The organism is Candidatus Nanopelagicus abundans (genome assembly GCF_002288305.1).
Lineage (GTDB): Bacteria > Actinomycetota > Actinomycetes > Nanopelagicales > Nanopelagicaceae > Nanopelagicus > Nanopelagicus abundans.
In genome coordinates this window covers 759,892-780,178 of the sequence record NZ_CP016779.1, presented here as the reverse complement: position 1 = coordinate 780,178, position 20,287 = coordinate 759,892, and the positions used below count along the sequence as shown (strand labels likewise).

General features: G+C 40.7%; 22 protein-coding genes. 20 read left to right on the top strand and 2 right to left on the bottom strand.

Annotated elements, in window-relative coordinates; translation table 11 throughout:
* Positions 1–3 precede the first annotated feature (3 nt).
* The 6 genes from B1sIIB91_RS04075 to B1sIIB91_RS04050 all read left to right on the top strand — a co-directional run bounded on the left by B1sIIB91_RS04075 (position 4) and on the right by B1sIIB91_RS04050 (position 5,867).
* On the top strand, positions 4–879 hold the full coding sequence (locus tag B1sIIB91_RS04075) for a bifunctional riboflavin kinase/FAD synthetase (protein WP_095688338.1): 876 nt from the start codon (positions 4–6) through the stop codon (positions 877–879).
* Positions 880–1,004: 125 nt separating this feature from the next.
* Complete coding sequence (gene rpsO, locus B1sIIB91_RS04070) at positions 1,005–1,274, top strand: 30S ribosomal protein S15 (protein ID WP_095688337.1); 270 nt, start codon at positions 1,005–1,007, stop codon at positions 1,272–1,274.
* 130 nt (positions 1,275–1,404) lie between these two features.
* On the top strand, positions 1,405–3,603 hold the full coding sequence (locus B1sIIB91_RS04065; RefSeq protein ID WP_095688336.1) for a polyribonucleotide nucleotidyltransferase: 2,199 nt from the start codon (positions 1,405–1,407) through the stop codon (positions 3,601–3,603).
* A 1-nt stretch (position 3,604) separates the two neighbouring features.
* Positions 3,605–4,876 carry a M16 family metallopeptidase gene (locus B1sIIB91_RS04060; RefSeq protein WP_095688335.1) on the top strand — a complete coding sequence of 424 codons (1,272 nt, stop codon included), beginning with the start codon at positions 3,605–3,607 and terminating at the stop codon, positions 4,874–4,876.
* On the top strand, positions 4,873–5,619 hold the full coding sequence (dapB, locus tag B1sIIB91_RS04055; RefSeq protein WP_095688334.1) for a 4-hydroxy-tetrahydrodipicolinate reductase: 747 nt from the start codon (positions 4,873–4,875) through the stop codon (positions 5,617–5,619). Before B1sIIB91_RS04060 ends, dapB begins: the two co-directional genes overlap by 4 nt.
* Positions 5,616–5,867 carry a glutaredoxin domain-containing protein gene (locus B1sIIB91_RS04050; RefSeq protein ID WP_095688333.1) on the top strand — a complete coding sequence of 84 codons (252 nt, stop codon included), beginning with the start codon at positions 5,616–5,618 and terminating at the stop codon, positions 5,865–5,867. Before dapB ends, B1sIIB91_RS04050 begins: the two co-directional genes overlap by 4 nt.
* Here the strand turns inward: B1sIIB91_RS04050 and B1sIIB91_RS04045 are convergent.
* Both B1sIIB91_RS04045 and B1sIIB91_RS04040 read right to left on the bottom strand, forming a co-directional pair.
* The gene (locus B1sIIB91_RS04045; RefSeq protein WP_095688332.1) at positions 5,864–6,172 is read right to left on the bottom strand and encodes an AzlD domain-containing protein; all 309 of its coding nucleotides are present in this window, start codon (positions 6,170–6,172) and stop codon (positions 5,864–5,866) included. The genes B1sIIB91_RS04050 and B1sIIB91_RS04045 overlap by 4 nt on opposite strands.
* Positions 6,169–6,831: an AzlC family ABC transporter permease gene (locus tag B1sIIB91_RS04040; protein ID WP_095688331.1), complete on the bottom strand. Its 663-nt coding sequence runs from the start codon at positions 6,829–6,831 to the stop codon at positions 6,169–6,171. Before B1sIIB91_RS04040 ends, B1sIIB91_RS04045 begins: the two co-directional genes overlap by 4 nt.
* A 52-nt stretch (positions 6,832–6,883) precedes the next feature.
* Here B1sIIB91_RS04040 and thyX point away from each other — a divergent pair, with 52 nt between their 5' ends.
* The 14 genes from thyX (at position 6,884) to miaB (ending at position 20,283) form a co-directional block, all read left to right on the top strand.
* Positions 6,884–7,603, top strand: coding sequence for an FAD-dependent thymidylate synthase (thyX, locus tag B1sIIB91_RS04035; protein WP_095688330.1), 720 nt, complete (start codon positions 6,884–6,886; stop codon positions 7,601–7,603).
* Between the two features lie 20 nt (positions 7,604–7,623).
* Positions 7,624–8,514, top strand: coding sequence for a 4-hydroxy-tetrahydrodipicolinate synthase (gene dapA, locus B1sIIB91_RS04030; protein ID WP_095688329.1), 891 nt, complete (start codon positions 7,624–7,626; stop codon positions 8,512–8,514).
* A 4-nt stretch (positions 8,515–8,518) separates the two neighbouring features.
* Complete coding sequence (locus tag B1sIIB91_RS04025; protein ID WP_095688328.1) at positions 8,519–10,201, top strand: ribonuclease J; 1,683 nt, start codon at positions 8,519–8,521, stop codon at positions 10,199–10,201.
* A gap of 82 nt (positions 10,202–10,283) precedes the next feature.
* Entirely contained in the window at positions 10,284–12,620 is a 2,337-nt protein-coding gene (locus B1sIIB91_RS04020; protein WP_095688327.1) for an FtsK/SpoIIIE family DNA translocase, read from the top strand.
* A 151-nt stretch (positions 12,621–12,771) separates the two neighbouring features.
* Entirely contained in the window at positions 12,772–13,512 is a 741-nt protein-coding gene (locus B1sIIB91_RS04015) for a helix-turn-helix domain-containing protein (RefSeq protein ID WP_095688326.1), read from the top strand.
* A gap of 43 nt (positions 13,513–13,555) precedes the next feature.
* Complete coding sequence (gene rimO / locus B1sIIB91_RS04010) at positions 13,556–14,968, top strand: 30S ribosomal protein S12 methylthiotransferase RimO (RefSeq protein ID WP_095688325.1); 1,413 nt, start codon at positions 13,556–13,558, stop codon at positions 14,966–14,968.
* A gap of 2 nt (positions 14,969–14,970) precedes the next feature.
* Positions 14,971–15,504, top strand: coding sequence for a CDP-diacylglycerol--glycerol-3-phosphate 3-phosphatidyltransferase (gene pgsA, locus B1sIIB91_RS04005; RefSeq protein WP_223298578.1), 534 nt, complete (start codon positions 14,971–14,973; stop codon positions 15,502–15,504).
* A complete protein-coding gene (locus B1sIIB91_RS04000) occupies positions 15,501–15,977 on the top strand; it encodes a CinA family protein (protein ID WP_095688323.1) in 477 nt (158 codons plus the stop codon). The genes pgsA and B1sIIB91_RS04000 overlap by 4 nt, the downstream gene beginning before the upstream one ends.
* Entirely contained in the window at positions 15,974–16,258 is a 285-nt protein-coding gene (locus B1sIIB91_RS03995) for a helix-turn-helix domain-containing protein (protein ID WP_095688322.1), read from the top strand. Before B1sIIB91_RS04000 ends, B1sIIB91_RS03995 begins: the two co-directional genes overlap by 4 nt.
* Position 16,259: 1 nt before the next feature.
* Positions 16,260–16,799, top strand: a complete 540-nt coding sequence (locus tag B1sIIB91_RS03990; protein ID WP_095688321.1) for a TetR/AcrR family transcriptional regulator — start codon at positions 16,260–16,262, stop codon at positions 16,797–16,799.
* 31 nt (positions 16,800–16,830) lie between these two features.
* Positions 16,831–17,022, top strand: coding sequence for a DUF3046 domain-containing protein (locus tag B1sIIB91_RS03985; RefSeq protein WP_095688320.1), 192 nt, complete (start codon positions 16,831–16,833; stop codon positions 17,020–17,022).
* Positions 17,023–17,222: 200 nt separating this feature from the next.
* The gene (gene recA, locus B1sIIB91_RS03980) at positions 17,223–18,317 is read left to right on the top strand and encodes a recombinase RecA (RefSeq protein ID WP_095688319.1); all 1,095 of its coding nucleotides are present in this window, start codon (positions 17,223–17,225) and stop codon (positions 18,315–18,317) included.
* Positions 18,318–18,385: 68 nt separating this feature from the next.
* Positions 18,386–18,829 (top strand): regulatory protein RecX, encoded by a 444-nt coding sequence (locus B1sIIB91_RS03975; RefSeq protein ID WP_095688318.1) that lies wholly within the window; start codon positions 18,386–18,388, stop codon positions 18,827–18,829.
* Positions 18,830–18,846: 17 nt separating this feature from the next.
* Positions 18,847–20,283 carry a tRNA (N6-isopentenyl adenosine(37)-C2)-methylthiotransferase MiaB gene (gene miaB / locus B1sIIB91_RS03970; protein WP_095688317.1) on the top strand — a complete coding sequence of 479 codons (1,437 nt, stop codon included), beginning with the start codon at positions 18,847–18,849 and terminating at the stop codon, positions 20,281–20,283.
* Positions 20,284–20,287 lie beyond the last annotated feature (4 nt).

Here is a 20,287-nt window from a genome sequence, read left to right as displayed (position 1 = left end):
CATATGAAAAAGGTTGTAGCAATTGGTATCTTCGATGGTGTTCATGCTGGGCATCAACAGATGATTAGTGCTGCAAAACTAATTGGTGATGTAACAGTTCTAACCTTTGATCCACACCCAACCTCTGTAATTGCTCCTGAGCGAGCACCAACTCAATTAGCAAATGTTAAAGACCGGATCAAATTACTTAAGGCAGCTGGAGCATCAGGTGTTGAAGTAATCAACTTCAATAGGGATTTTTCACTACTTTCACCAGATCAATTTATTGAGGATATATTAATTGGCAGACTTGCAGCCGAACATGTCGTAGTAGGTGAAAACTTCAATTTCGGTTATAAAGCGCAAGGAACTCCTAAATACTTAGGTGAGGTTGGACCGAAATATGGTTTTGGTCTTTCTGTTATTAAGTTAAAAGAGGATCATGGTTCAACAATTTCATCTTCTAGAATCAGGACTTTAATTATCGATGGTCAGATTGAACGTGCTAATGATTTACTAACTCGTAATTATTATTTAAAAGGCCCTGTTATTCATGGTGAGAAACGTGGACGTGAGATCGGTTATCCAACTGCAAATATTGAATTAACACCTTTAGCCACAATTCCAGCTGATGGTGTTTATGCTGGCTGGTTAACTGTTGGTGAAAATAAATGGGGTGCAGCGATTTCAATTGGAACTAATCCAACCTTTGCTGGTGCGCGAGGCAGGCAGGTTGAAGCCTACGCAATTGATCAAGTGGGTTTGGATTTATATGATCAAGAGGCAAAGATTGATTTTGGATTTAGGCTTCGAGATACTTTGAAGTTTGATGCCGTTCCTGAGCTGCTTGAGCAAATGAAAAAAGATTGTGATCAAGCCCGCAAATTAACCGTTAAATAACGCTCAATTTCTACTCGATTTTAATTATCAAGGACTGCGCTGGTAATCTTGCGCCACTAAAGCGAGAAAGTGCGCCTTCGTGAACAACACCGAGGCCCTCGTGACAGACAGAAGGAGCAATACACATGGCATTAACGCCAGAGGTTAAAAAGGAAATAATTAGCAAGTACGGCTCATCTGCAACTGACACAGGAAGCCCAGAGGCACAGGTAGCACTTCTTTCAAAGCGTATTGATGAGATAACACAACATTTGCAGACAAATAAAAAAGATCATCACAACCGTCGCGGTTTGTTATTGATGGTCGGTAAGCGTCGTCGGATTTTGCAGTACCTCGCCAAGACAGATATTGAGCGCTATAGAGCGATTATCGAAAAGCTCGATCTTCGCCGCTAAGAAAAAATCAGCAAAAACTTTATTTAAAAGAGTTTTGGTCCTCGGTAGTGGTTTCCGGAAAACGTTTCCCGTGAACTTCGATCGAAGATCCATTCTCCTTATTTAAAGTGTTGAGAAATGGAGATGACCCATGGAGGGTCAAGATGTGCAATCAGCCGTTGCCAAAATAGACAACGGTAAATTTGGAAAGCGGGAGATCCGCTTTGAAACTGGCCGACTAGCTCGGCAAGCAGCGGGAACCGCTGTTGTGTACTTAGATGATGACAGCATGTTGCTATCTGCAACTACTGCATCAAAAAACCCGAAAGATCAATTTGATTTCTTTCCACTTACAGTTGATGTGGAAGAGCGAATGTATGCCGCTGGCAAAATTCCTGGATCATTTTTTCGTAGAGAAGGCCGTCCTTCTGAGGATGCAATCCTTACCTGCCGCTTAATCGATCGCCCACTGCGCCCATCCTTTATTAAAGGATTACGTAATGAGGTTCAAATCGTTGTAACGGTTATGGCTTTAAACCCAGATCATATGTATGACGTAATTGCGATTAATGCTGCATCTATGTCAACACAATTAGCTGGCTTACCATTTTCTGGTCCAATCGGTGGTGTGCGTGTTGCATTAATCGAGGGTCAATGGGTTGCTTTCCCAAATCATTCTGATTTAGAAAAAGCAGTCTTTGATATGGTAGTTGCAGGTCGTATTTCAGATAATGATGTTGCAATTATGATGGTTGAAGCAGAGGCCACCGTTAAGACAATTGGATTAATCAAAGATGGCGCAACTGTGCCAACTGAGGAAATTGTCGGACAAGGTCTTGAGGCTGCTAAGCCATTTATTAAGATCCTATGTGAGGCTCAATTAGCACTTGCTAAGAAGGCCGCAAAGCCAACGGGTGAGTTTCCAGTATTTCTTGAGTACCAAGATGATATTTATGCAGTAGTAGAAAAAGCTGCAAAAGATGATCTAGCAAAGGCGTTAACTATTGCAGGTAAGCAAGATCGTGAAACAAAACTTGATGAGATTAATAAGTCTGTTGTAGAGAAAGTAAGCGTTGATTTCTCAGAAAGAACTAAAGAGATATCAGCAGCACTTCGCTCTGTTACTAAGAAATTAGTACGCCAGCGAGTATTGCGCGAGAAGATTCGCATCGATGGTCGTGGACTTCGTGATATTCGTGCGTTAACTGCTGAAGTTGAGGTAATTCCTCGTGTTCATGGTTCTGCAATATTTGAACGTGGCGAGACTCAGATTCTGGGTATTACTACTTTAAATATGCTCAAGATGGAGCAACAACTAGACACACTTTCACCAGAAGATCACAAACGCTATATGCATAACTACAACTTCCCGCCTTACTCAGTTGGTGAGACTGGTCGAGTTGGTTCTCCTAAGCGTCGTGAAATTGGACATGGTGCACTTGCTGAACGCGCATTGCTGCCAGTTCTACCAACTCGCGAAGAGTTTCCTTATGCAATTCGTCAGGTTTCAGAAGCTCTTGGTTCTAACGGATCAACATCTATGGGATCTGTTTGTGCTTCAACAATGTCATTACTAAATGCAGGTGTGCCACTTAAGGCCTCTGTTGCCGGTATTGCCATGGGTCTTATTTCAGATGTAGTAGATGGTAAAACTGAGTACGTAGCACTTACCGATATCTTAGGAGCCGAAGATGCTTTTGGTGACATGGACTTCAAAGTTGCTGGTACCAAAGAGTTTGTTACTGCATTGCAATTAGATACAAAACTAGATGGAATTCCAGCTTCAGTTCTTTCAGCAGCACTGCTGCAAGCAAAGGAAGCACGTCTTGCAATTCTTGATGTTATGAACCAAGCAATTTCATCACCTGATGAGATGTCATTACTTGCTCCTCGAATTATTTCAATTAAGGTGCCAGTAGACATGATTGGTGCAGTTATCGGGCCTAAGGGCAAGATGATTAATCAGATTCAAGATGAAACTGGCGCTGATATCACCATCGAAGATGATGGAACTATTTATATTGGGGCAACTGAAGGATCAGCTGCTGAGGCTGCGAAGGCACAAATTAATGCGATCGCAAATCCAGTTCAACTATCTGTTGGTGATAAATTCAATGGCGCAGTTGTAAAACTTGCAACATTTGGTGCATTTATAAACCTAGCTCCAGGTAAAGATGGCTTGCTACACATCTCCCAGATTCGCAAGATGCATGGTGGAAAGCGCATTGAAAACCTTGAAGAGGTAATGAAGGTAGGAGAGAAGATTGAAGTGGTTATTAATGAGATTGATCCAAAGGGTAAATACTCATTAGTTCTAGCAAATCTTTCTGAAGAAGCAAAGAGCGAGTAATTTGGCAAGAACGGTCTTATCAAGTGGCCTACGTATAGTCACTGAAGAGGAAAGATCTGTTCGCTCTGCAGCTTTTGGTATTTGGGTCAATGTTGGCTCCCGCGATGAAACAGTTTCAACTGCGGGAGCCTCACATTTTTTAGAGCACCTATTATTTAAGGGAACAAAAAAGAGATCTTCTTTAGAAATTTCATCCGCTATTGAAGCAGTTGGTGGTGAGACAAATGCATTTACCTCAAAGGAGTACACCTGTTTTTATGCACGGGTGATTGATAAAGATCTACCACTAGCTATTGATGTAATAAGTGATCTGATTACATCATCTGTAGTTAAAGCAGCTGATGTTGATGCTGAGCGCAAGGTTGTACTTGAAGAAATAGCAATGCGTGATGATGATCCAAGTGATTTAATCCATGATTTATTTCTTGAAAAATACTATGGTGACACCCCACTTGGTCGCCCAATTTTGGGAACAGTTAAATCAATTAAAAGTATGAGTCGTAATACTGTTTTTAATTACTATAGAAATCGATATAAACCAGAGGATTTAGTTGTTTCAGTAGCTGGAAATGTTAAGCATAAAAATGTAGTAGCAATGGTTGAAGAGGCACTTTCAAAGGATAATTTTCTTGATCAGCCTAAAAAGGATTTTAAGGTAAGAATCTCACCCCAGATTAAGGTCGCAAGAAAAGGTGAAGTAACTCTGTTAGAACGTAAAACTGAGCAAGCACATATTGTTTACGGCGTTCCTGGAGTTGCTAGAGATGATAAACGCAGATTTGCACTCGGCATCTTATCTTCAGCTCTTGGTGGTGGTATGTCATCTAGATTATTTCAAGAGATTAGAGAAAAACGCGGGCTTGCTTATTCAACATATGCTTATAGTCAGCAATTTGCAGGTAGTGGAGTTTTATCTTTTTATGTTGGATGTAAACCAAATAAGGCAAAGGAAGCAATAAAAATAATTCAAAGTATTCTCTACGATGTTGCCGAGAATGGATTAACTAGTGATGAGATCAGTAGGGCAAAAGGGGCAGTTTCTGGCTCTTTAGTATTAAGCCAAGAGGACACTGGCTCCAGAATGACTCGAATTGGTAAAAGTGAGTTGGTTTATGGGCAAGTCCTTAGCTTTGATGAAATATTGCGCGAGATTTCTTCAGTAACACCTGAGCAAATTAAGGAAATTGCCAGCGAAAGCTTGCCAATATCTCCTACCCTTGCGGTAGTGGGACCATTTAGATCTACTTCTGAGTTTGAAAGGTTAATTTCATGAAGGTCGCAGTTCTTGGTGCTAAAGGAAAAATGGGTACAGAAGCAGTTTCTGCAATTAGCGCAGCAACTGACTTAACACTAAGTGCATCCCTTGACCTTGGAGATTCACTTGAAGAATTAATCAAAACAAACACTGAAGTTGTTGTTGATTTTACTAATCCTGATTCAGTTATGAAAAACTTAGAGTTTGCGATAAATAATGGTATTCATGTTGTGGTAGGAACAACTGGATTTGATCAAAAAAGACTAGCGCAATTAAAAGAGCTACTAAGTAAGAATCCAAAAGTTGGCGCACTAATTGCTCCTAACTTTGGGTTAGGCGCTGTACTGATGATGCAATTCTCACAAACAGCAGCAAAATACTTTGAAAGTGCTGAAATTATTGAATTACACCATGCCAATAAAGTAGATGCACCATCTGGTACAGCAATTCGAACTGCTGAAATGATTACGGATTCTAGAAAACTAACCAAAAAACCTGCGATGCCGGATTCAACTAAATCAGCATTACCAGGATCACGCGGATCTAAAGTTGGTGATGTTCCAATTCACTCAGTTCGCTCCCATGGTTATGTTGCCCATCAAGAGGTAATTTTTGGCGATATGGGCGAGACATTAACTATTCGCCATGACTCAATTAATCGAGCAGGGTTTATGCCTGGCCTTTTAATTGGAATTAGAAATGTGAAAAAATACCCAGGACTAACAGTTGGTCTTGAAAATTACATGGAGGATATGAAATGAGTGAAATAACAATGTATGGAGCAGAATGGTGTGGAGATTGCCGCCGTTCAAAGAAGTTTTTAGATTCAAATAATGTTAAATACAACTACATCGATGTTGAAGCTGATGCCTCGGCCTCAGATAAAGTAATTGAAATTAATGGAGGTATGCGCTCAATTCCAGTAATTATTTTCTCAGATGGAACCCATTTAACTGAGCCATCTGATTCTGCGCTAAAAGAAAAACTTGAGTCTTTAAAGGTTCTTTAAAACAAGTTATATATTCCAGCAGAGGTTATTGCTGCTGAGATTACAACTACTGGAAATGGCGCTTTAAACTTTAAAGCTATCAGCGCAACGGCTACTCCAGCTACTCTTTGATCAATTACTAGCTCATTACCTTGCGCAAATGTTTGAATACCAACTAAAGCGCTGAGTAAAACAATTGGAACAAGGGTATTAATTCTTTTAAATCTTGGCCTATCTAGCCATTTTTCTGGAACGCTGTGACCAATGTATTTGTTTAAGAATGCGGTCAAGCTCGATCCAATTACTGCTATCCAAATTGCGGTCATTTTTTCCACCCAAAAATCACAGCAAGTATCACCGTAGTAATTATTGGCACTCCAGCAGGAGCGATTGGTGTTAATAGCAATGCCAATGCAATTGCTGCTGCTGTGATTAAAAATTCTCGCTTCTTTTTAATTCGTGGCCAAACTAATCCACAAAATGCTGCTGGAACTGCCGCATCTAATCCCCATGCTGCTGGATCACCTATTGCACTTGCACCTAGGGCGCCTAAATAAGTGAATAAATTCCAAAATACATAAACTCCAATACCTGTGACATAAAAACCACGGCGCCTGTCAGAGTCATTTTCTTGCAGAGTAGCAACTGCAGTTGATTCATCAATTGTTATCTGAGCAGAAAGAATTCTTTTTATCCCAATAACTTTTAGGATAGGAGCCATCTGAATTCCATAAAGTGCGTTACGAAAACCGAGCAAGGTAGCAGTTGCTATGGCGCTAATTGCAGATCCACCTGCGCCCATAATTCCAACAACTGCGAATTGTGATGCACCAGAGAAGAGTAAAAGTGAAAGCAGGCAGGTTTGTAAGATCGAAAATCCTGCAGTTACTCCGGCTGCGCCAAAGGCTGCCCCATAAAGACCAACGGTAAAAGCAACGCTTAAAGAGGTTCGATCTACCGGATTTGTCTTTGGATTAATGAACACGCCGATACCTTAATCCAAGTAATCATCAATCACCAAAGATAGGGTCACCGTCATGAGTGATGAGATCATTTTTCGTGAGGATATGTCAGTTGAGCTAGTTAAATCTAGTGCGAGTGATGCTGATGTTGTTTGGGCTGCACGTGTTTCAACTGCAGGGGATAAATCATTAGAAGATGTTGGTTCCGATGCTTCTAAGTCTGAAGGTTTGATAAATTATTTAGCAAGAGAGCGACATGGTTCACCATTTGAACATACCTCAATGACGTTTTTTATTTCAGCTCCTATTTTTGTTTTTAGAGAATTTATGCGACATCGGATCGCTTCATATAATGAAGAAAGTGGTCGCTATCGTGAACTAAAGCCAGTATTTTATGTTCCAAGTAAGGAGCGTAAATTAGTTCAGATTGGCAAAGCTGGTTCCTACACATTTATTGATGGCAATGCTGAACAATATGAAATAACTGTTGAAGCAATTAAAGAGACATGCAAATTAGCATATGCAAATTATCAAAAGATGCTTGATGCAGGCGTAGCACGTGAGGTGGCAAGAGCAGTATTACCAGTAACACTTTACTCATCTATGTACGTAACTATGAATGCTCGGGCGTTAATGAATTTTCTATCACTGCGAACAGCGCGTGAAGGTTCACACTTTCCGTCATACCCGCAACGTGAGATTGAGATGGTTGCAGAGAAGATGGAAGCCGAATTCGCCAAGCTAATGCCGATCACCTATGGAGCATTTGAAAAATCTGGCCGCATAGCGCCATAAATAAGCGGTAGCCTTAAGCCATGCAAATTACGCCACCATTTGGACGGTTAATTACCGCAATGGTTACACCATTTACAAAATCAGGTGAGATTGATTGGGCTGGGGTAGAAAAAATTGCCAATCATCTTGTCTCAATAGGGCATGATGGAATTGCAGTTAATGGCACAACTGGTGAGGCACCAACTACATCTGATGATGAAAAAGATCAGATAGTTAAGACAGTAAGAAAAGTAGTCGGTGATAAAATTAAAATTATTGCTGGAGCTGGAAATAATGAAACCTCACATTCAATTGAGCAAGCAAAGCGCGCCGCTAAAGCTGGAGCAGATGGCTTATTGGTTGTAACTCCTTATTACAACAAGCCACCACAATCTGGAATTGAAGCTCACTTTAAAGCGATGGCCGATGCCACTGATGTACCAGTAATGATTTATGACATTCCTGGCCGTACCGGTGTTGAAATTGAGTCGGACACAATTGTTAAGTTATCTGAGCATAAAAATATTGCAGCACTTAAAGATGCAAAAGGAAACCCAGCTGCTACCTCTTGGGTAATTAAAAGATGCGCAATTCCAGTTTATTCTGGTGATGATATTTTAAATCTTCCGCTACTTTCAGTCGGAGCAGTTGGGTTTGTTTCAGTTTGTGGCCATACCGTTGGCTCACAATTACGAGCGATGTTAGATGCATGGTTTAAAGGAGATTCAAATAAAGCACTTGAAATACATCAACAATTACTTCCAGTATTTACTGGAACATTTCGTACACAAGGTGCGATACTTACAAAGGCTGCATTAAATTTAATGGGTCTTCCTGGTGGATTTACTAGATTGCCACTTGTCGATGCAACCGAGGCGCAAGTTGCCCAATTAAAGGTTGATCTGCAAGCCGGCGGCGTTAAATTAAAATAAATAAATGAATCATCCCCATCCTGGTTTGCCTTACCCTGCAAAATTAGCTAAAAAAACTCTGCGCATTGTGGCCCTAGGTGGCTTAGGTGAGATCGGTCGAAATATGACCGTATTTGAGTATGAAGGAAGATTGTTAATTGTTGACTGCGGTGTTTTATTTCCAGGCGATGATCAACCTGGAATTGATTTAATTTTGCCAGATTTTTCATATCTTAAAGATCGAATGAATGATATTGAAGCAATCTTTTTAACTCATGGGCACGAGGATCACATAGGAGCGGTGCCATATTTATTAAGAGAACGTAGTGATATTCGAATAATTGGTTCTCAGTTAACTCTTGCATTTGTGGCACCAAAACTTAAAGAACGACGAATGAGTGCGCCTATGACGCAGGTTAAAGCTGGTCAAATAGAAAAAGTTGGTCCGTTCACACTTGAATTTGTAACTGTAAATCATTCGATTCCAGATTCACTTGCTGTTGCAATTAAAACACCAGCTGGAGTTATTTTACATACTGGTGACTTTAAAATGGACAAGATGCCACTAGATGGAAAGGTTACTGATTTAGAAACTTTTGCAAGATTAGGCAAAGAAGGAGTTGATCTATTTTTAGTAGATTCAACAAATGCTGATGTACCTGGCCTAACAGTTGCCGAGAAAGATATCTATCCAGCGCTTAAGGAGGCGATAGCTAAGACACCTCGCCGGGTTGTTATCACCTCATTTGCATCTCATGTACACAGAATTCAGCAGGTATTAAATGCAGCCCAAGAAGCAAACCGAAAAGTTGCCTATGTAGGTAGGTCAATGATTCGTAACATGAAGTTGGCTGAAGATTTAGGATATTTAAAAGTACCCACTGGATTAGTTGTTGATTACAAGGATATTGATAGTTTTGGTGACAAAATTGTATTAATTTGCACCGGCTCTCAAGGTGAACCACTTGCCGCACTCTCTAGGATCGCAAATGGTGATCATGAGATTATGGTTGGAAAAGGTGACACAGTTGTACTGGCTTCTTCCTTGATCCCAGGAAATGAAAAATCTGTTTACCGAGTAATTAATGAATTAACTAGATTTGGTGCCCATGTTGTGCATAAAGGAAATGCAATGGTGCACGTATCTGGTCACGCTTCAGCTGGAGAACTTCTGCATTGTTATGAAGTAGTTAAGCCAAAAAATGTATTACCAGTTCACGGTGAGTGGCGGCATATGCGAGCAAATGCAGATCTTGCTATGCAATCAGGTTTATCTGAACATAATGTTGTAATTGCTGAAAATGGAATCACTATTGATGTTGCAGATGGCCATGCTGATATCTCAGGATCAATCCCATGTGGTTATGTTTATGTTGATGGTCAAAGTGTTGGAGAAATAACTGAGAGTTCATTAAAAGATAGAAGAATTTTAGGAGATGAAGGGTTTATTTCAGTAGTAGTAGTAATTGATTCTCAAAGCGGAAAGATTGTGGCCGGCCCAGATATTCATGCCAGGGGATTTACAGAGGATAAAACATTATTTGATGATGTTAAAGGTGATATTGAAAAGGCATTAAGTAAGGCGGTGGCCGGCGGATTTAATGGCACACACCAACTATCTCAAGTTGTTCGCAAAACAATCGGAAGCTGGGTAGGGGAGGAACATCGTCGAAAACCGATGATCATTCCATTAGTAGTTGAGGTTTAGTAATCCAAATTTAGTTAAGTTTTAGGATAAAGTGCGCGCCGATTACACCAAGTAATTAACTTATTCTTTAGGCTTATCTTCTATGGCAAAGAAGAAAAATTCGTCAAAGAAATCCGGAATATTACCGGCTCTCATAAGAGCAATTAGCTCTGTTTGGCGTTTAATTTCTAAAATTATAGGAAGCGCAGTTAGGTTTGTTTTCCGGTCATCAAAAGATTTAGATCCTGAGCACCAGCGAGATGGCATTGCATTCTTTCTTTTTATTTTGGCTCTACTTGCAGGATCTGGGACTTGGTTTGAATTAGATAATGTATTAGGTAGAGGTATTTATGCATTTTTATTTGGAGCAGTTGGAGTTCTTGCATACTTAACGCCATTAATATTTATCTATTTTGCATATCGACTGTTTAAATCACCGGATGACCCTGCCGCAGTTGGGCGAATAACAATCGGAACTATTTTAATTCTATTTAGTACCACCTCCCTTGCTCACATTATTAATGGCTCAGTTGGTAGTGGTGCAACAGCTATTCGTGAAGGTGGTGGCTGGGTTGGCTATGGTATTTCAACTCCACTTATTACTTTAGTCACCGAGATTTTAGCTATTCCAATTTTAATTATCTTCCTTATTTTTGGTTTACTTGTAATAACTAAGACCTCATTTTCAAAACTAATCAGGCAGTTCATGAAAGTATTTAAGATAGGGACAGCTGGTATAGGAAGTGTTAGAGCAAGGCGGGCACAGCGTTTAGTTGATGAAGATTTTGAGGTAAGTGAATCTCCTCCTTTTGAAACTCCACTGGTTAAAGATTTAGTTGAAGAGTATGAGCCATCTGAATTAGATTATGAAGTAGAACTTGAAGATTTTGATGAGGTAACTCAGGCAATTCCAAAGATTAGTAAACCAGTAAAAAATGAAAACATAAGACCACAGCAACTGCTCTTATCCTCAGATATTAAGTATGAATTGCCACCAGCTGATTTGCTTCGAGCGGGGCCAACTGCAAAAGGTAAATCAAAGGTAAATGAAACTGTAGTTGCAGCTCTTAAGCAGGTATTTGATCAATTTGAAGTTGATGCCCAAGTTACTGGTTTTATGCGCGGGCCAACAGTTACTCGTTATGAAGTTGAACTTGGTAATGGCGTTAAAGTGGAGGCTATTTCGGCGCTCTCAAAAAATATTGCATATGCAGTGGCAAGTGGTGAGATAAGAATACTTTCGCCAATTCCTGGCAAATCAGCAGTTGGAATTGAGATACCAAACTCAGACCGAGAAATTGTGGCACTAGGAGATGTGCTGCGTTCCTCAGTTTCAGGTAGTGATCCGCACCCAATGTTAATTGCGTTAGGTAAAGATGTTGAAGGATCTTTCTTGTGTGCAAATTTAGCCAAGATGCCCCACCTATTAGTTGCTGGTGCTACGGGTGCTGGTAAATCTTCCATGATTAACTCTTTAGTTGTTTCAATTCTTATGCGGGCAACACCTGATGAAGTTCGCCTAGTAATGATTGATCCAAAACGTGTTGAGCTAACAAATTATGAGGGCGTGCCCCATCTAATTGCGCCAATTATTACCAACCCTAAAAAAGCTGCAGATGTTCTAGCTTGGGTAGTTCGTGAGATGGAGATGCGTTATGACGATCTATCAGTCTTTGGTTTTAGACATATTGATGATTTTAATAAAGCAGTTAAATCTGGAAAAATAACTGCAGTTGCGGGTAGTGAAAGAACTCTTGAGCCATATCCTTATTTGTTAGTAATTGTTGATGAGCTAGCAGATCTTATGATGGTGGCAGCACGAGAGGTCGAGGAATCAATAGTAAGGATTACTCAATTAGCAAGAGCTGCCGGTATTCACTTAGTTCTTGCAACTCAGCGGCCTAGCGTTGATATTGTTACTGGTTTAATTAAAGCAAATGTGCCATCTAGATTATCTTTTGCAACTAGTAGCTTGGCTGATTCAAGAGTTATTTTAGATACACCAGGGGCTGAAAAATTAGTTGGACAAGGTGATGGTTTATTCCTACCAATGGGAGCAAGTAAGGCAGTTCGTATTCAAGGTGCTTATGTTTCAGAGCGTGAGATTGAAGCAGTTGTTAATCATGTTAAGGGGCAACTACAGCCGGTTTATAGAATTGATTTAAATGCACCGATAAAATCAAATTTAGTAACTGATGATGTCGGAGATGATCTTGATTTATTATTACAAGCAGTTCAACTAGTTGTCTCTACACAATTTGGATCAACTTCAATGTTGCAACGTAAATTAAGAGTTGGATTTGCTAAAGCTGGTCGGTTAATGGATTTAATGGAAAGTCGCGGAATAGTTGGACCAACTGAAGGTTCAAAGGCCAGAACTGTTTTAATTAACGCCGAGCAAATGCCAGATGTACTGGAGTCACTTCGCGGTAATCAATAATTCACCAATCTTCGGGGGGGGTGAATGACTGGGTGAACTTTAGGATTGATAGAAACTGGGCGCGCTGACCCCCAAAAGATCTAAGAAAAAAACTGTCTAAAATTCCTAAACGGCATTACCCTTAGACTCCCCAAGTAAGACAGGTAAAGCGATGGCAGAAAAATCATCCTTACAGCAAGCGCGAGAAGCTGCTGGTTTAAGCGTTGAGCAAATTTCAGCAATTACAAATATTCGCGCAGGGGTTATAAGAGATTTAGAAAATAATTCAGTTGAGGTTTGCGGTGGTATTGCATATGCCCGTGGACATGTTAGAACTATTGCAAAAGCAATAAATTTAAAAACTGGCAAAGCAATTAATATTGATGCAGATATTTTAGTAGCCGAACTTGAGGCAGCTCAGAGTATTGAGAGTAAGAAAATAATTGATCAGTTAGCTGAAAATAGTGTTGCGGATAGGCCTAAAGAGAAGAAGAGAATGAAATTTGGCACCCTTGCGACTATTTCAGCTACTGCATTAAGTGTTGGCTTTATCGCTCAGGTTGCAATTAATAATGTTGCATCAATTAGTGATGGCGTAACTACAATCTCAGTTAAGAAGCCAAGTGTGCAAGAGAGTACCTCTAAAATTGTCCTACCAGCGGGAGTTAATCTTGTTCTTACCGGTGTATATGGCAAGAGCTGGGTTGGGTTAACTAACGCAGATGATCAAGTAATATTTAATGGTCATATTACTGAAGGACAGATTGCAGCATTTAATGATTCAAGGATTCTAAAAGTGGTTATTGGTAATGCTGGGGCGGTTAAGCTGAATTTAAATGGCACAGATTTGGGAGTTGCTGGCGCTGATGGTGAGGTAGTTCGGTTAGATTTTGATGAAAACGGGCAGTTGTAGTAGAAAAAAGAGTAGTAATTTTTCGCGCTATCCTTAGCGCATAGTGAGCGCTAAAACCATAAATAATAAATCACCTCGAACAGTTGCCTTGGTGACTTTAGGTTGTGCCCGAAATGAGACAGATTCTGAAGAGTTAGCTGGAAGGCTAGCTGCTGATGGATGGAAGTTAGTTTCAGATCCGGCAAAGGCAGAGATTGCAGTTATTAATACCTGTGGATTTATTGAAAGTGCTAAAAAAGATTCAGTTGATGCCCTAATTCAGGCTCATTCACTTAAGGAAAATGGTGTCACAAAAGCAGTAGTTGCAGTTGGCTGTATGGCTGAAAGGTATGGAAATGAATTAGCTACAGCAATGCCAGAGGCGGATGCAATTCTAAGTTTTGATGATTACAAAGATATTTCAGCCAGACTTTCTACCATTATTGATGGTGGAAAAATTAATACTCATGTACCTAAAGATCGCAGAGCTCTACTACCAATCGCGCCAGTTGCGCGAGCGCAACAACGTGCCCAAGACAAGGCTGCTGAGATTTCACCCCTTGGCTCAGTTCTTCGAGTGCGATTAAATGACGCCCCAATTGCCCCTCTTAAAATTGCAAGTGGTTGCGATCGAAGATGCTCATTTTGTGCGATTCCATATTTCAGGGGTTCCTTTGTCTCACGCCAGCCTGCTGAGATTATCCAAGAGGCTAAATGGCTGGCAGATAATGGAGTATCTGAGCTTTATTTAGTTAGTGAGAACACCACCTCATACGGAAAAGATTTTGGTGATTTAAAGCTTATGGAGAAGATGTTGCCAGATCTAGCAAAGATAGATGGCATTAAAAGAATCAGGCTTTCCTACCTGCAACCTGCAGAGGTAAGGCCATCACTTTTGCAAGCAATTGTTAGCGTGGACAAAGTAGTTCCATACTTTGATCTTTCATTTCAACATGCCAATGGAGATCTATTAAGGAGCATGCGCCGCTTTGGAGATGGTGAAAAGTTTCTTCATCTAATTACCCAAATTAGGGCGCTTAATCCAGCAGCTGGAATACGCTCTAATTTTATTGTGGGATTTCCAGGTGAGAGTGATGCCCAGTTTATGGAGTTAATTGAATTCTTAACTCAGGCACAATTAGATGCAATTGGCGTATTTGCATACTCTGATGAGGATAAAACAGAGGGAGCTACGTTAGGAAATAAAGTAGCACCTGAAGTAATAACTGAGCGGGTAAATGAACTCTCCACATTAGTTGATGAACTAATTACGCAACGAGCTGAGATGAGAATTGGTGAGAAAGTTTGCGTCCTAATTGAGGATGAATTAGAGCAAGAGGGCAGAGCTGAGCATCAAGGACCAGATGTGGATGGCTCAACTTTTATAAAGTCCCGCAATAAGTATCGCGTGGGCGAGTATGTTGATGCAATAGTTAGTGATGTCCTAGGTGTTGATTTGATTGCGCAGGTTTTATAAAAGTGAAGGAATTAAATCTTCCTAATACCCTAACAATTTTTCGAATCCTGGCTCTGCCATTTTGCGCCTACGCATTATTTAAAAATGGCGGCGAAGATGATAGCTGGCGAATTATTGCTTTTATACTTTTCTTTATTGTTGGCCTAAGTGATATTTTAGATGGAAAAATTGCAAGATCTAGAAATCAGATAACTGAGTTTGGTAAATTGCTTGATCCAATCGCTGATAAAGCAATGCTTGCTACCGCAAGTATTTCAGCCTCACTCCTTGGCATGTTATCTTGGTGGGTAACTGCAATCTTTTTAACCCGTGAGATAGCCGTAACTATTTTAAGATTTGCCGTAATTAAAAAAGGCGTAATCCCAGCTAGTAAAGGCGCAAAGTTAAAGACTTTTTTCCAAAACTTTTCAGTCGGCTTCTATATCCTGCCGCTGCCATCATATTTAAATCTACCGCGAGACTTATTTACAGCAGTTGCCATTTATCTAACCATTACTACTGGAGTTGATTACTTTAGAAAGGTGCTTAGAAAGTGAGTAATGAATTGATTGCTAAATCAGTTATTAAGAAGTTAAGTAAGTTAAATAAGAACTTAAGTGTGGCCGAATCAATTACTGGTGGAGGCCTGGCTACCGCCCTAACTGATATCGCAGGTTCTTCAAAGGTGTTTGTTGGTGGGGTAATTGCCTATAGTGATGATGTAAAAATTAATCAGTTATTAGTTAGTAAATCTAATCTTAAAAAATATGGCCCAGTCTCTGAAGAGGTTGTATTGGAAATGGCCCAGTCTTGCCTTAAGAAATTTAAAACAGATTACGCTCTGGCTACAACTGGTGTGGCAGGTCCAGGTATGGCCTATGGAAAAAAAGCGGGAACGGTCTGGATCGCAGTAGCAAGTAAAAAAGAGAGTTTCACAGTCGCTCTTTCTCTACCTGGCACGCGGGAAGTTATCCGCCACGCCACAATTGCCAGCGCATTATCAGCTTTAGAGCGTATTCTTAAGCCGTGATACTTCTACGCACCCACATAGGTAGCACCCTTCGTGCTGCCCGCATTGAGCAAGAACGCACCCTGCGAGATGTTGCAAAGAGTGCTCGAGTCTCTCTCGGTTATCTATCTGAGGTAGAGCGCGGACACAAAGAGGCCTCTAGCGAATTGTTAAATGCAATTTGTACAGCCCTTGATCTATCACTTTCCACAATCTTAGTTGATGTTGCCACTGTGGTTAAAACCCACGAATCCCCAGTATTAACAATTTCGACTTTGCAAGTGGTAGAGACCGCAGCTTAAGTTGTCTGCCGAGTCGGCGCTTGTTACCTACGCCCGCCAACGAGATACTAGTAATAAATCAAGAGTCGCAATTTTAGCTGGTGCTAAATTAGTTATTGCTAAAGTCGGAAATTATCAATCAAATATTGCAGATATCGCAGTAAGCGCGCAGGTAGCTAAGGCGACTATCTATAATCAATTTGCGGATAAAGCAGAGATGATGGAATCTTTGGTTGAATCTGAAGTAATAAGGCTTACTGAATTAGCGCTCGCAGCTAGTTCAAGGCAGGAAGGGTTAGCGCTACTCTCAAATGCTATTTCCCAAGATTTGGCGCTTCGTAAATTAGTTGAATCAGACCCTAGTGATATTGCAAGACTGGTAACAATTACAAATCATCCAACCTGGGTATTAGTCCATCAAGGAATTGCTAAAGTTTTTGGCGCAGATTCAGCCGCATGTGGTGTGATTCTTAGGTGGTTAATTGGGCAGATTGCCTCCCCAATTACCGAAGAAGAATCAGTTGCTCAAGCTAGGCGACTTGCCGCTTCTTTATTTAACTAGAGATTAATCTAATTTGCGTTAAATTAAGTTAATGAGGATTTCTCAACTTCGAGGTAAATTAAGTGATTACTTTCCAGATGCTGACACCTATGCCAGAGATATCATCCATAGCGAATTAGGTGGGATAAGTGTGAACGCGGCAATTGAATTGGGGATGGAGCCGGATGAGATATGGAAAGCAGTAGTTCGGCATAACCCTTCGATGGCTGAAAAATACAGATAACGGCGTGTCCTAGCCCTGTTTTACCCTTTCGAACAGTTGTTCGATACAATTATCTTGCCCAACCAGAGCGGTTCCACAGTTCCGCTGGCCTCTCAGCCAGCCGTCAGTGATGTTCCGTACCTTCTGGACTGAACATATGACCTCGCATTAGGGGATGAAAGCCCTAGAGCTGGTCAAGGAGATGAAAGGAAAAAATCACTATGGCCTCTACAAATAGAGAACCACAAGATGAGAAAAAAGAAGATAAACGATCTAGTGATCGTGCTAAATCCCTAGATACCGCCCTTGCCCAAATCGAGCGTCAGTTCGGTAAAGGATCGGTAATGAAAATGGGAGACCGCAAAGCTGTTGCTATGCAGGTCATTCCAACTGGCTCAGTTGCATTAGATATCGCACTCGGCGTTGGCGGCCTGCCACGTGGTCGAGTAGTTGAAATCTATGGCCCAGAATCATCAGGTAAAACCACAGTTGCATTACATGCAATTGCAAATGCCCAAAAAGCTGGTGGCATTGCAGCATTTATTGATGCTGAACATGCATTAGATCCTGAGTATGCAAAGAAACTTGGCGTTGATATTGATGCGCTATTAGTTTCACAACCAGATACTGGTGAACAGGCACTTGAAATTATGGATATGTTAGTTAGATCAGGTGCGATTGATATTGTCGTAGTTGACTCAGTTGCAGCATTAGTACCAAGAGCTGAAATTGAAGGTGAAATGGGTGACTCACATATGGGTCTACAAGCTCGCCTGATGTCACAAGCACTTCGTAAAATGACTGGTGCACTGCACCAATCAAATACCACTGCAATATTTATCAATCAGTTAAGAGATAAGATCGGTGTTTTCTTTGGATCTCCTGAGACAACAACTGGTGGTAAAGCACTTAAGTTCTACGCTTCAATTCGCTTAGATGTACGCAGAATTGAAACCTTAAAAGATGGTCAAGATGCGGTTGGTAATAGAACCCGCGTTAAGATCGTTAAGAACAAGGTTGCTCCACCATTTAAGCAAGCAGAGTTTGACATCATTTACGGTGTCGGAATTAGCCGTGAGGGATCATTAATTGATATGGGTGTTGAGATCGGAATTGTTAAGAAATCTGGCGCCTGGTTCACCTATGAGGGTGATCAACTAGGTCAGGGTAAAGAAAATGCCCGTGCCTTCTTAATTGATAATCCAGATCTTGCTAATGATATTGAAACTAAGATCCGCACTTCATATGTGCCATCTGAGGTAGATCCTGCCTTAGTAGCAGCAGTAGATGAAGCAACCGCTGATGTTGAGTTTTAATCACTAACTAAATAAATAACACCTTGAAAAAATCTCAGGCTGTTGTAGCTGATCCCTACTCAGAGGCGATGTCGATTGCGTTATATGCTCTCGCTCCTCGTGCTAAGAGTAGGGATGAGTTATATAAACAATTATTAAAGCGTGGGGTTGAATCTGATACTGCTAATGCAGTTTTAGATTCACTTGAACTACAGGGTTTATTAAATGATCTAGAGTTTGCCAAATTATGGTCAGAATCTAGGCAGAGGGCAAAGAAGTTAAGTAAGCGAGTTATTGCCAGTGAACTTCGCACTAAAGGCGTCTCCCAAGACATAATTACCGAAGTTATTGAAGAAATAGATGATGAAAGTGAGTATGCCCAAGCTTTTACACTTGCGCAGCGAAAATACAACTCTATTGCTCATCTTGATTCCGAGGTCATCTACCGCCGGATCTCATCACTTTTAGCCCGCAAAGGTTATGGACATGGAATTTGCGCAAGAATTATGCGGGAGTTAACCAGCGTTAATTAGGCAAGTAGAATTAGGCAATGCCTACCTTTGTAGTTGAAACCTATGGATGTCAGATGAATGTCCATGATTCAGAGCGAATTGCCGGACTTCTACTAGATGCTGGCTACACCCAAGCACTAGCTGATACACAACCAGATTTAGTTGTATTTAATACCTGCGCAGTTAGAGAAAACGCTGATAATAAACTATATGGAAATCTCTCCTTTTTAGCACCGCGGAAGAAAAGTGATCCTAATTTTCAAATTGCAGTAGGTGGCTGCATGGCTCAAAAAGATAAAGACATAATTATTAAACGCGCACCATATGTTGATGTGGTATTTGGTACACACAATATTGGTTCACTACCTATGCTGTTAGAGCGTGCTCGAATTGAAGAGGCTTCACAAGTTGAAATAAAAGAATCACTTGAACACTTTCCCTCAACTCTGCCAGTAAAGCGAGACTCAGCCTTTTCGGCCTGGGTATCTGTTTCAGTAGGTTGTAATAACACCTGCACATTTTGCATAGTGCCTCAATTGCGCGGAATAGAAAAAGATCGACCAGCTCATGAAATTATGAATGAGGTGAGGGCATTAGTTGATGCTGGGGTAGTTGAAATAACTTTACTTGGCCAAAATGTTAACGCTTACGGAGTTGATTTTGGTGATCGCGGGGCATTTGCAAAGTTACTCCGCCAGTGTGGTGAGGTGCAAGGTTTAGAAAGAGTTAGATTTATGTCACCACATCCACGCGATTTTACCGATGATGTAATTGATGCAATGGCACAAACAAAAAATGTTATGCCACATCTGCATATGCCACTGCAATCTGGTAGCGATAAAATTTTGCAAGCAATGCGCCGTTCATATCGCGCCGATCGTTACCTAGGAATAATTGAAAAAGTTAGAAAGGCTATGCCTGATGCTGCAATTACAACTGACATAATTGTTGGTTTTCCAGGAGAAAGTGATGATGATTTTGCTGCCACTATCAATCTTGTTAAACAAGCTAAATTTTCAGCAGCATACACATTCCAGTACTCAAAACGGCCTGGTACACCAGCAGCTTTAATGGCTGATCAAATAGGTGATGATGTAATGGCGCATAGATATAACCAATTACATAATATTCAACAAGAGATATCAAAGAGTGAAAATGAGAAGCAAATCGGTAAAACTGTTGAGTTATTAGTATCTAGTAATGAAGGCAGGCATGATGTTGATCAAAAGCGTATGAATGGTCGAAGTGCTGATTTCAGGCTTACTCATTTTGATAATTCTGCAAATACTGCCCGGCCTGGTGATTTAGTTAAAGTAAAAGTTACGCAAGGCTTTGCTAATCATATTCTGGCCAGTGCTCCGATATCAGTTACGAAAACCAAAGGTGGAGATGTCCACGCATCTTGGGTGGAAGATATTGGTGATAAAAAGATTTTGTTAGGAATTCCAACTCTTAGCTCACTGAAATCTTTGTAATATT

Excerpts from the sequence above, each read along its gene's own strand:
- B1sIIB91_RS04075 (WP_095688338.1), top strand. The coding sequence starts at position 4 with ATGAAAAAGGTTGTAGCAATTGGTATCTTCGATGGTGTTCATGCTGGG.
- rpsO (WP_095688337.1), top strand. The coding sequence starts at position 1,005 with ATGGCATTAACGCCAGAGGTTAAAAAGGAAATAATTAGCAAGTACGGC.
- B1sIIB91_RS04065 (WP_095688336.1), top strand. The coding sequence starts at position 1,405 with ATGGAGGGTCAAGATGTGCAATCAGCCGTTGCCAAAATAGACAACGGT.
- dapB (WP_095688334.1), top strand. The coding sequence starts at position 4,873 with ATGAAGGTCGCAGTTCTTGGTGCTAAAGGAAAAATGGGTACAGAAGCA.
- B1sIIB91_RS04050 (WP_095688333.1), top strand. The coding sequence starts at position 5,616 with ATGAGTGAAATAACAATGTATGGAGCAGAATGGTGTGGAGATTGCCGC.
- B1sIIB91_RS04045 (WP_095688332.1), bottom strand. The coding sequence starts at position 6,172 with ATGACCGCAATTTGGATAGCAGTAATTGGATCGAGCTTGACCGCATTC.
- thyX (WP_095688330.1), top strand. The coding sequence starts at position 6,884 with ATGAGTGATGAGATCATTTTTCGTGAGGATATGTCAGTTGAGCTAGTT.
- dapA (WP_095688329.1), top strand. The coding sequence starts at position 7,624 with ATGCAAATTACGCCACCATTTGGACGGTTAATTACCGCAATGGTTACA.
- B1sIIB91_RS04025 (WP_095688328.1), top strand. The coding sequence starts at position 8,519 with ATGAATCATCCCCATCCTGGTTTGCCTTACCCTGCAAAATTAGCTAAA.
- B1sIIB91_RS04020 (WP_095688327.1), top strand. The coding sequence starts at position 10,284 with ATGGCAAAGAAGAAAAATTCGTCAAAGAAATCCGGAATATTACCGGCT.
- B1sIIB91_RS04015 (WP_095688326.1), top strand. The coding sequence starts at position 12,772 with ATGGCAGAAAAATCATCCTTACAGCAAGCGCGAGAAGCTGCTGGTTTA.
- B1sIIB91_RS03985 (WP_095688320.1), top strand. The coding sequence starts at position 16,831 with ATGAGGATTTCTCAACTTCGAGGTAAATTAAGTGATTACTTTCCAGAT.
- recA (WP_095688319.1), top strand. The coding sequence starts at position 17,223 with ATGGCCTCTACAAATAGAGAACCACAAGATGAGAAAAAAGAAGATAAA.
- B1sIIB91_RS03975 (WP_095688318.1), top strand. The coding sequence starts at position 18,386 with ATGTCGATTGCGTTATATGCTCTCGCTCCTCGTGCTAAGAGTAGGGAT.
- miaB (WP_095688317.1), top strand. The coding sequence starts at position 18,847 with ATGCCTACCTTTGTAGTTGAAACCTATGGATGTCAGATGAATGTCCAT.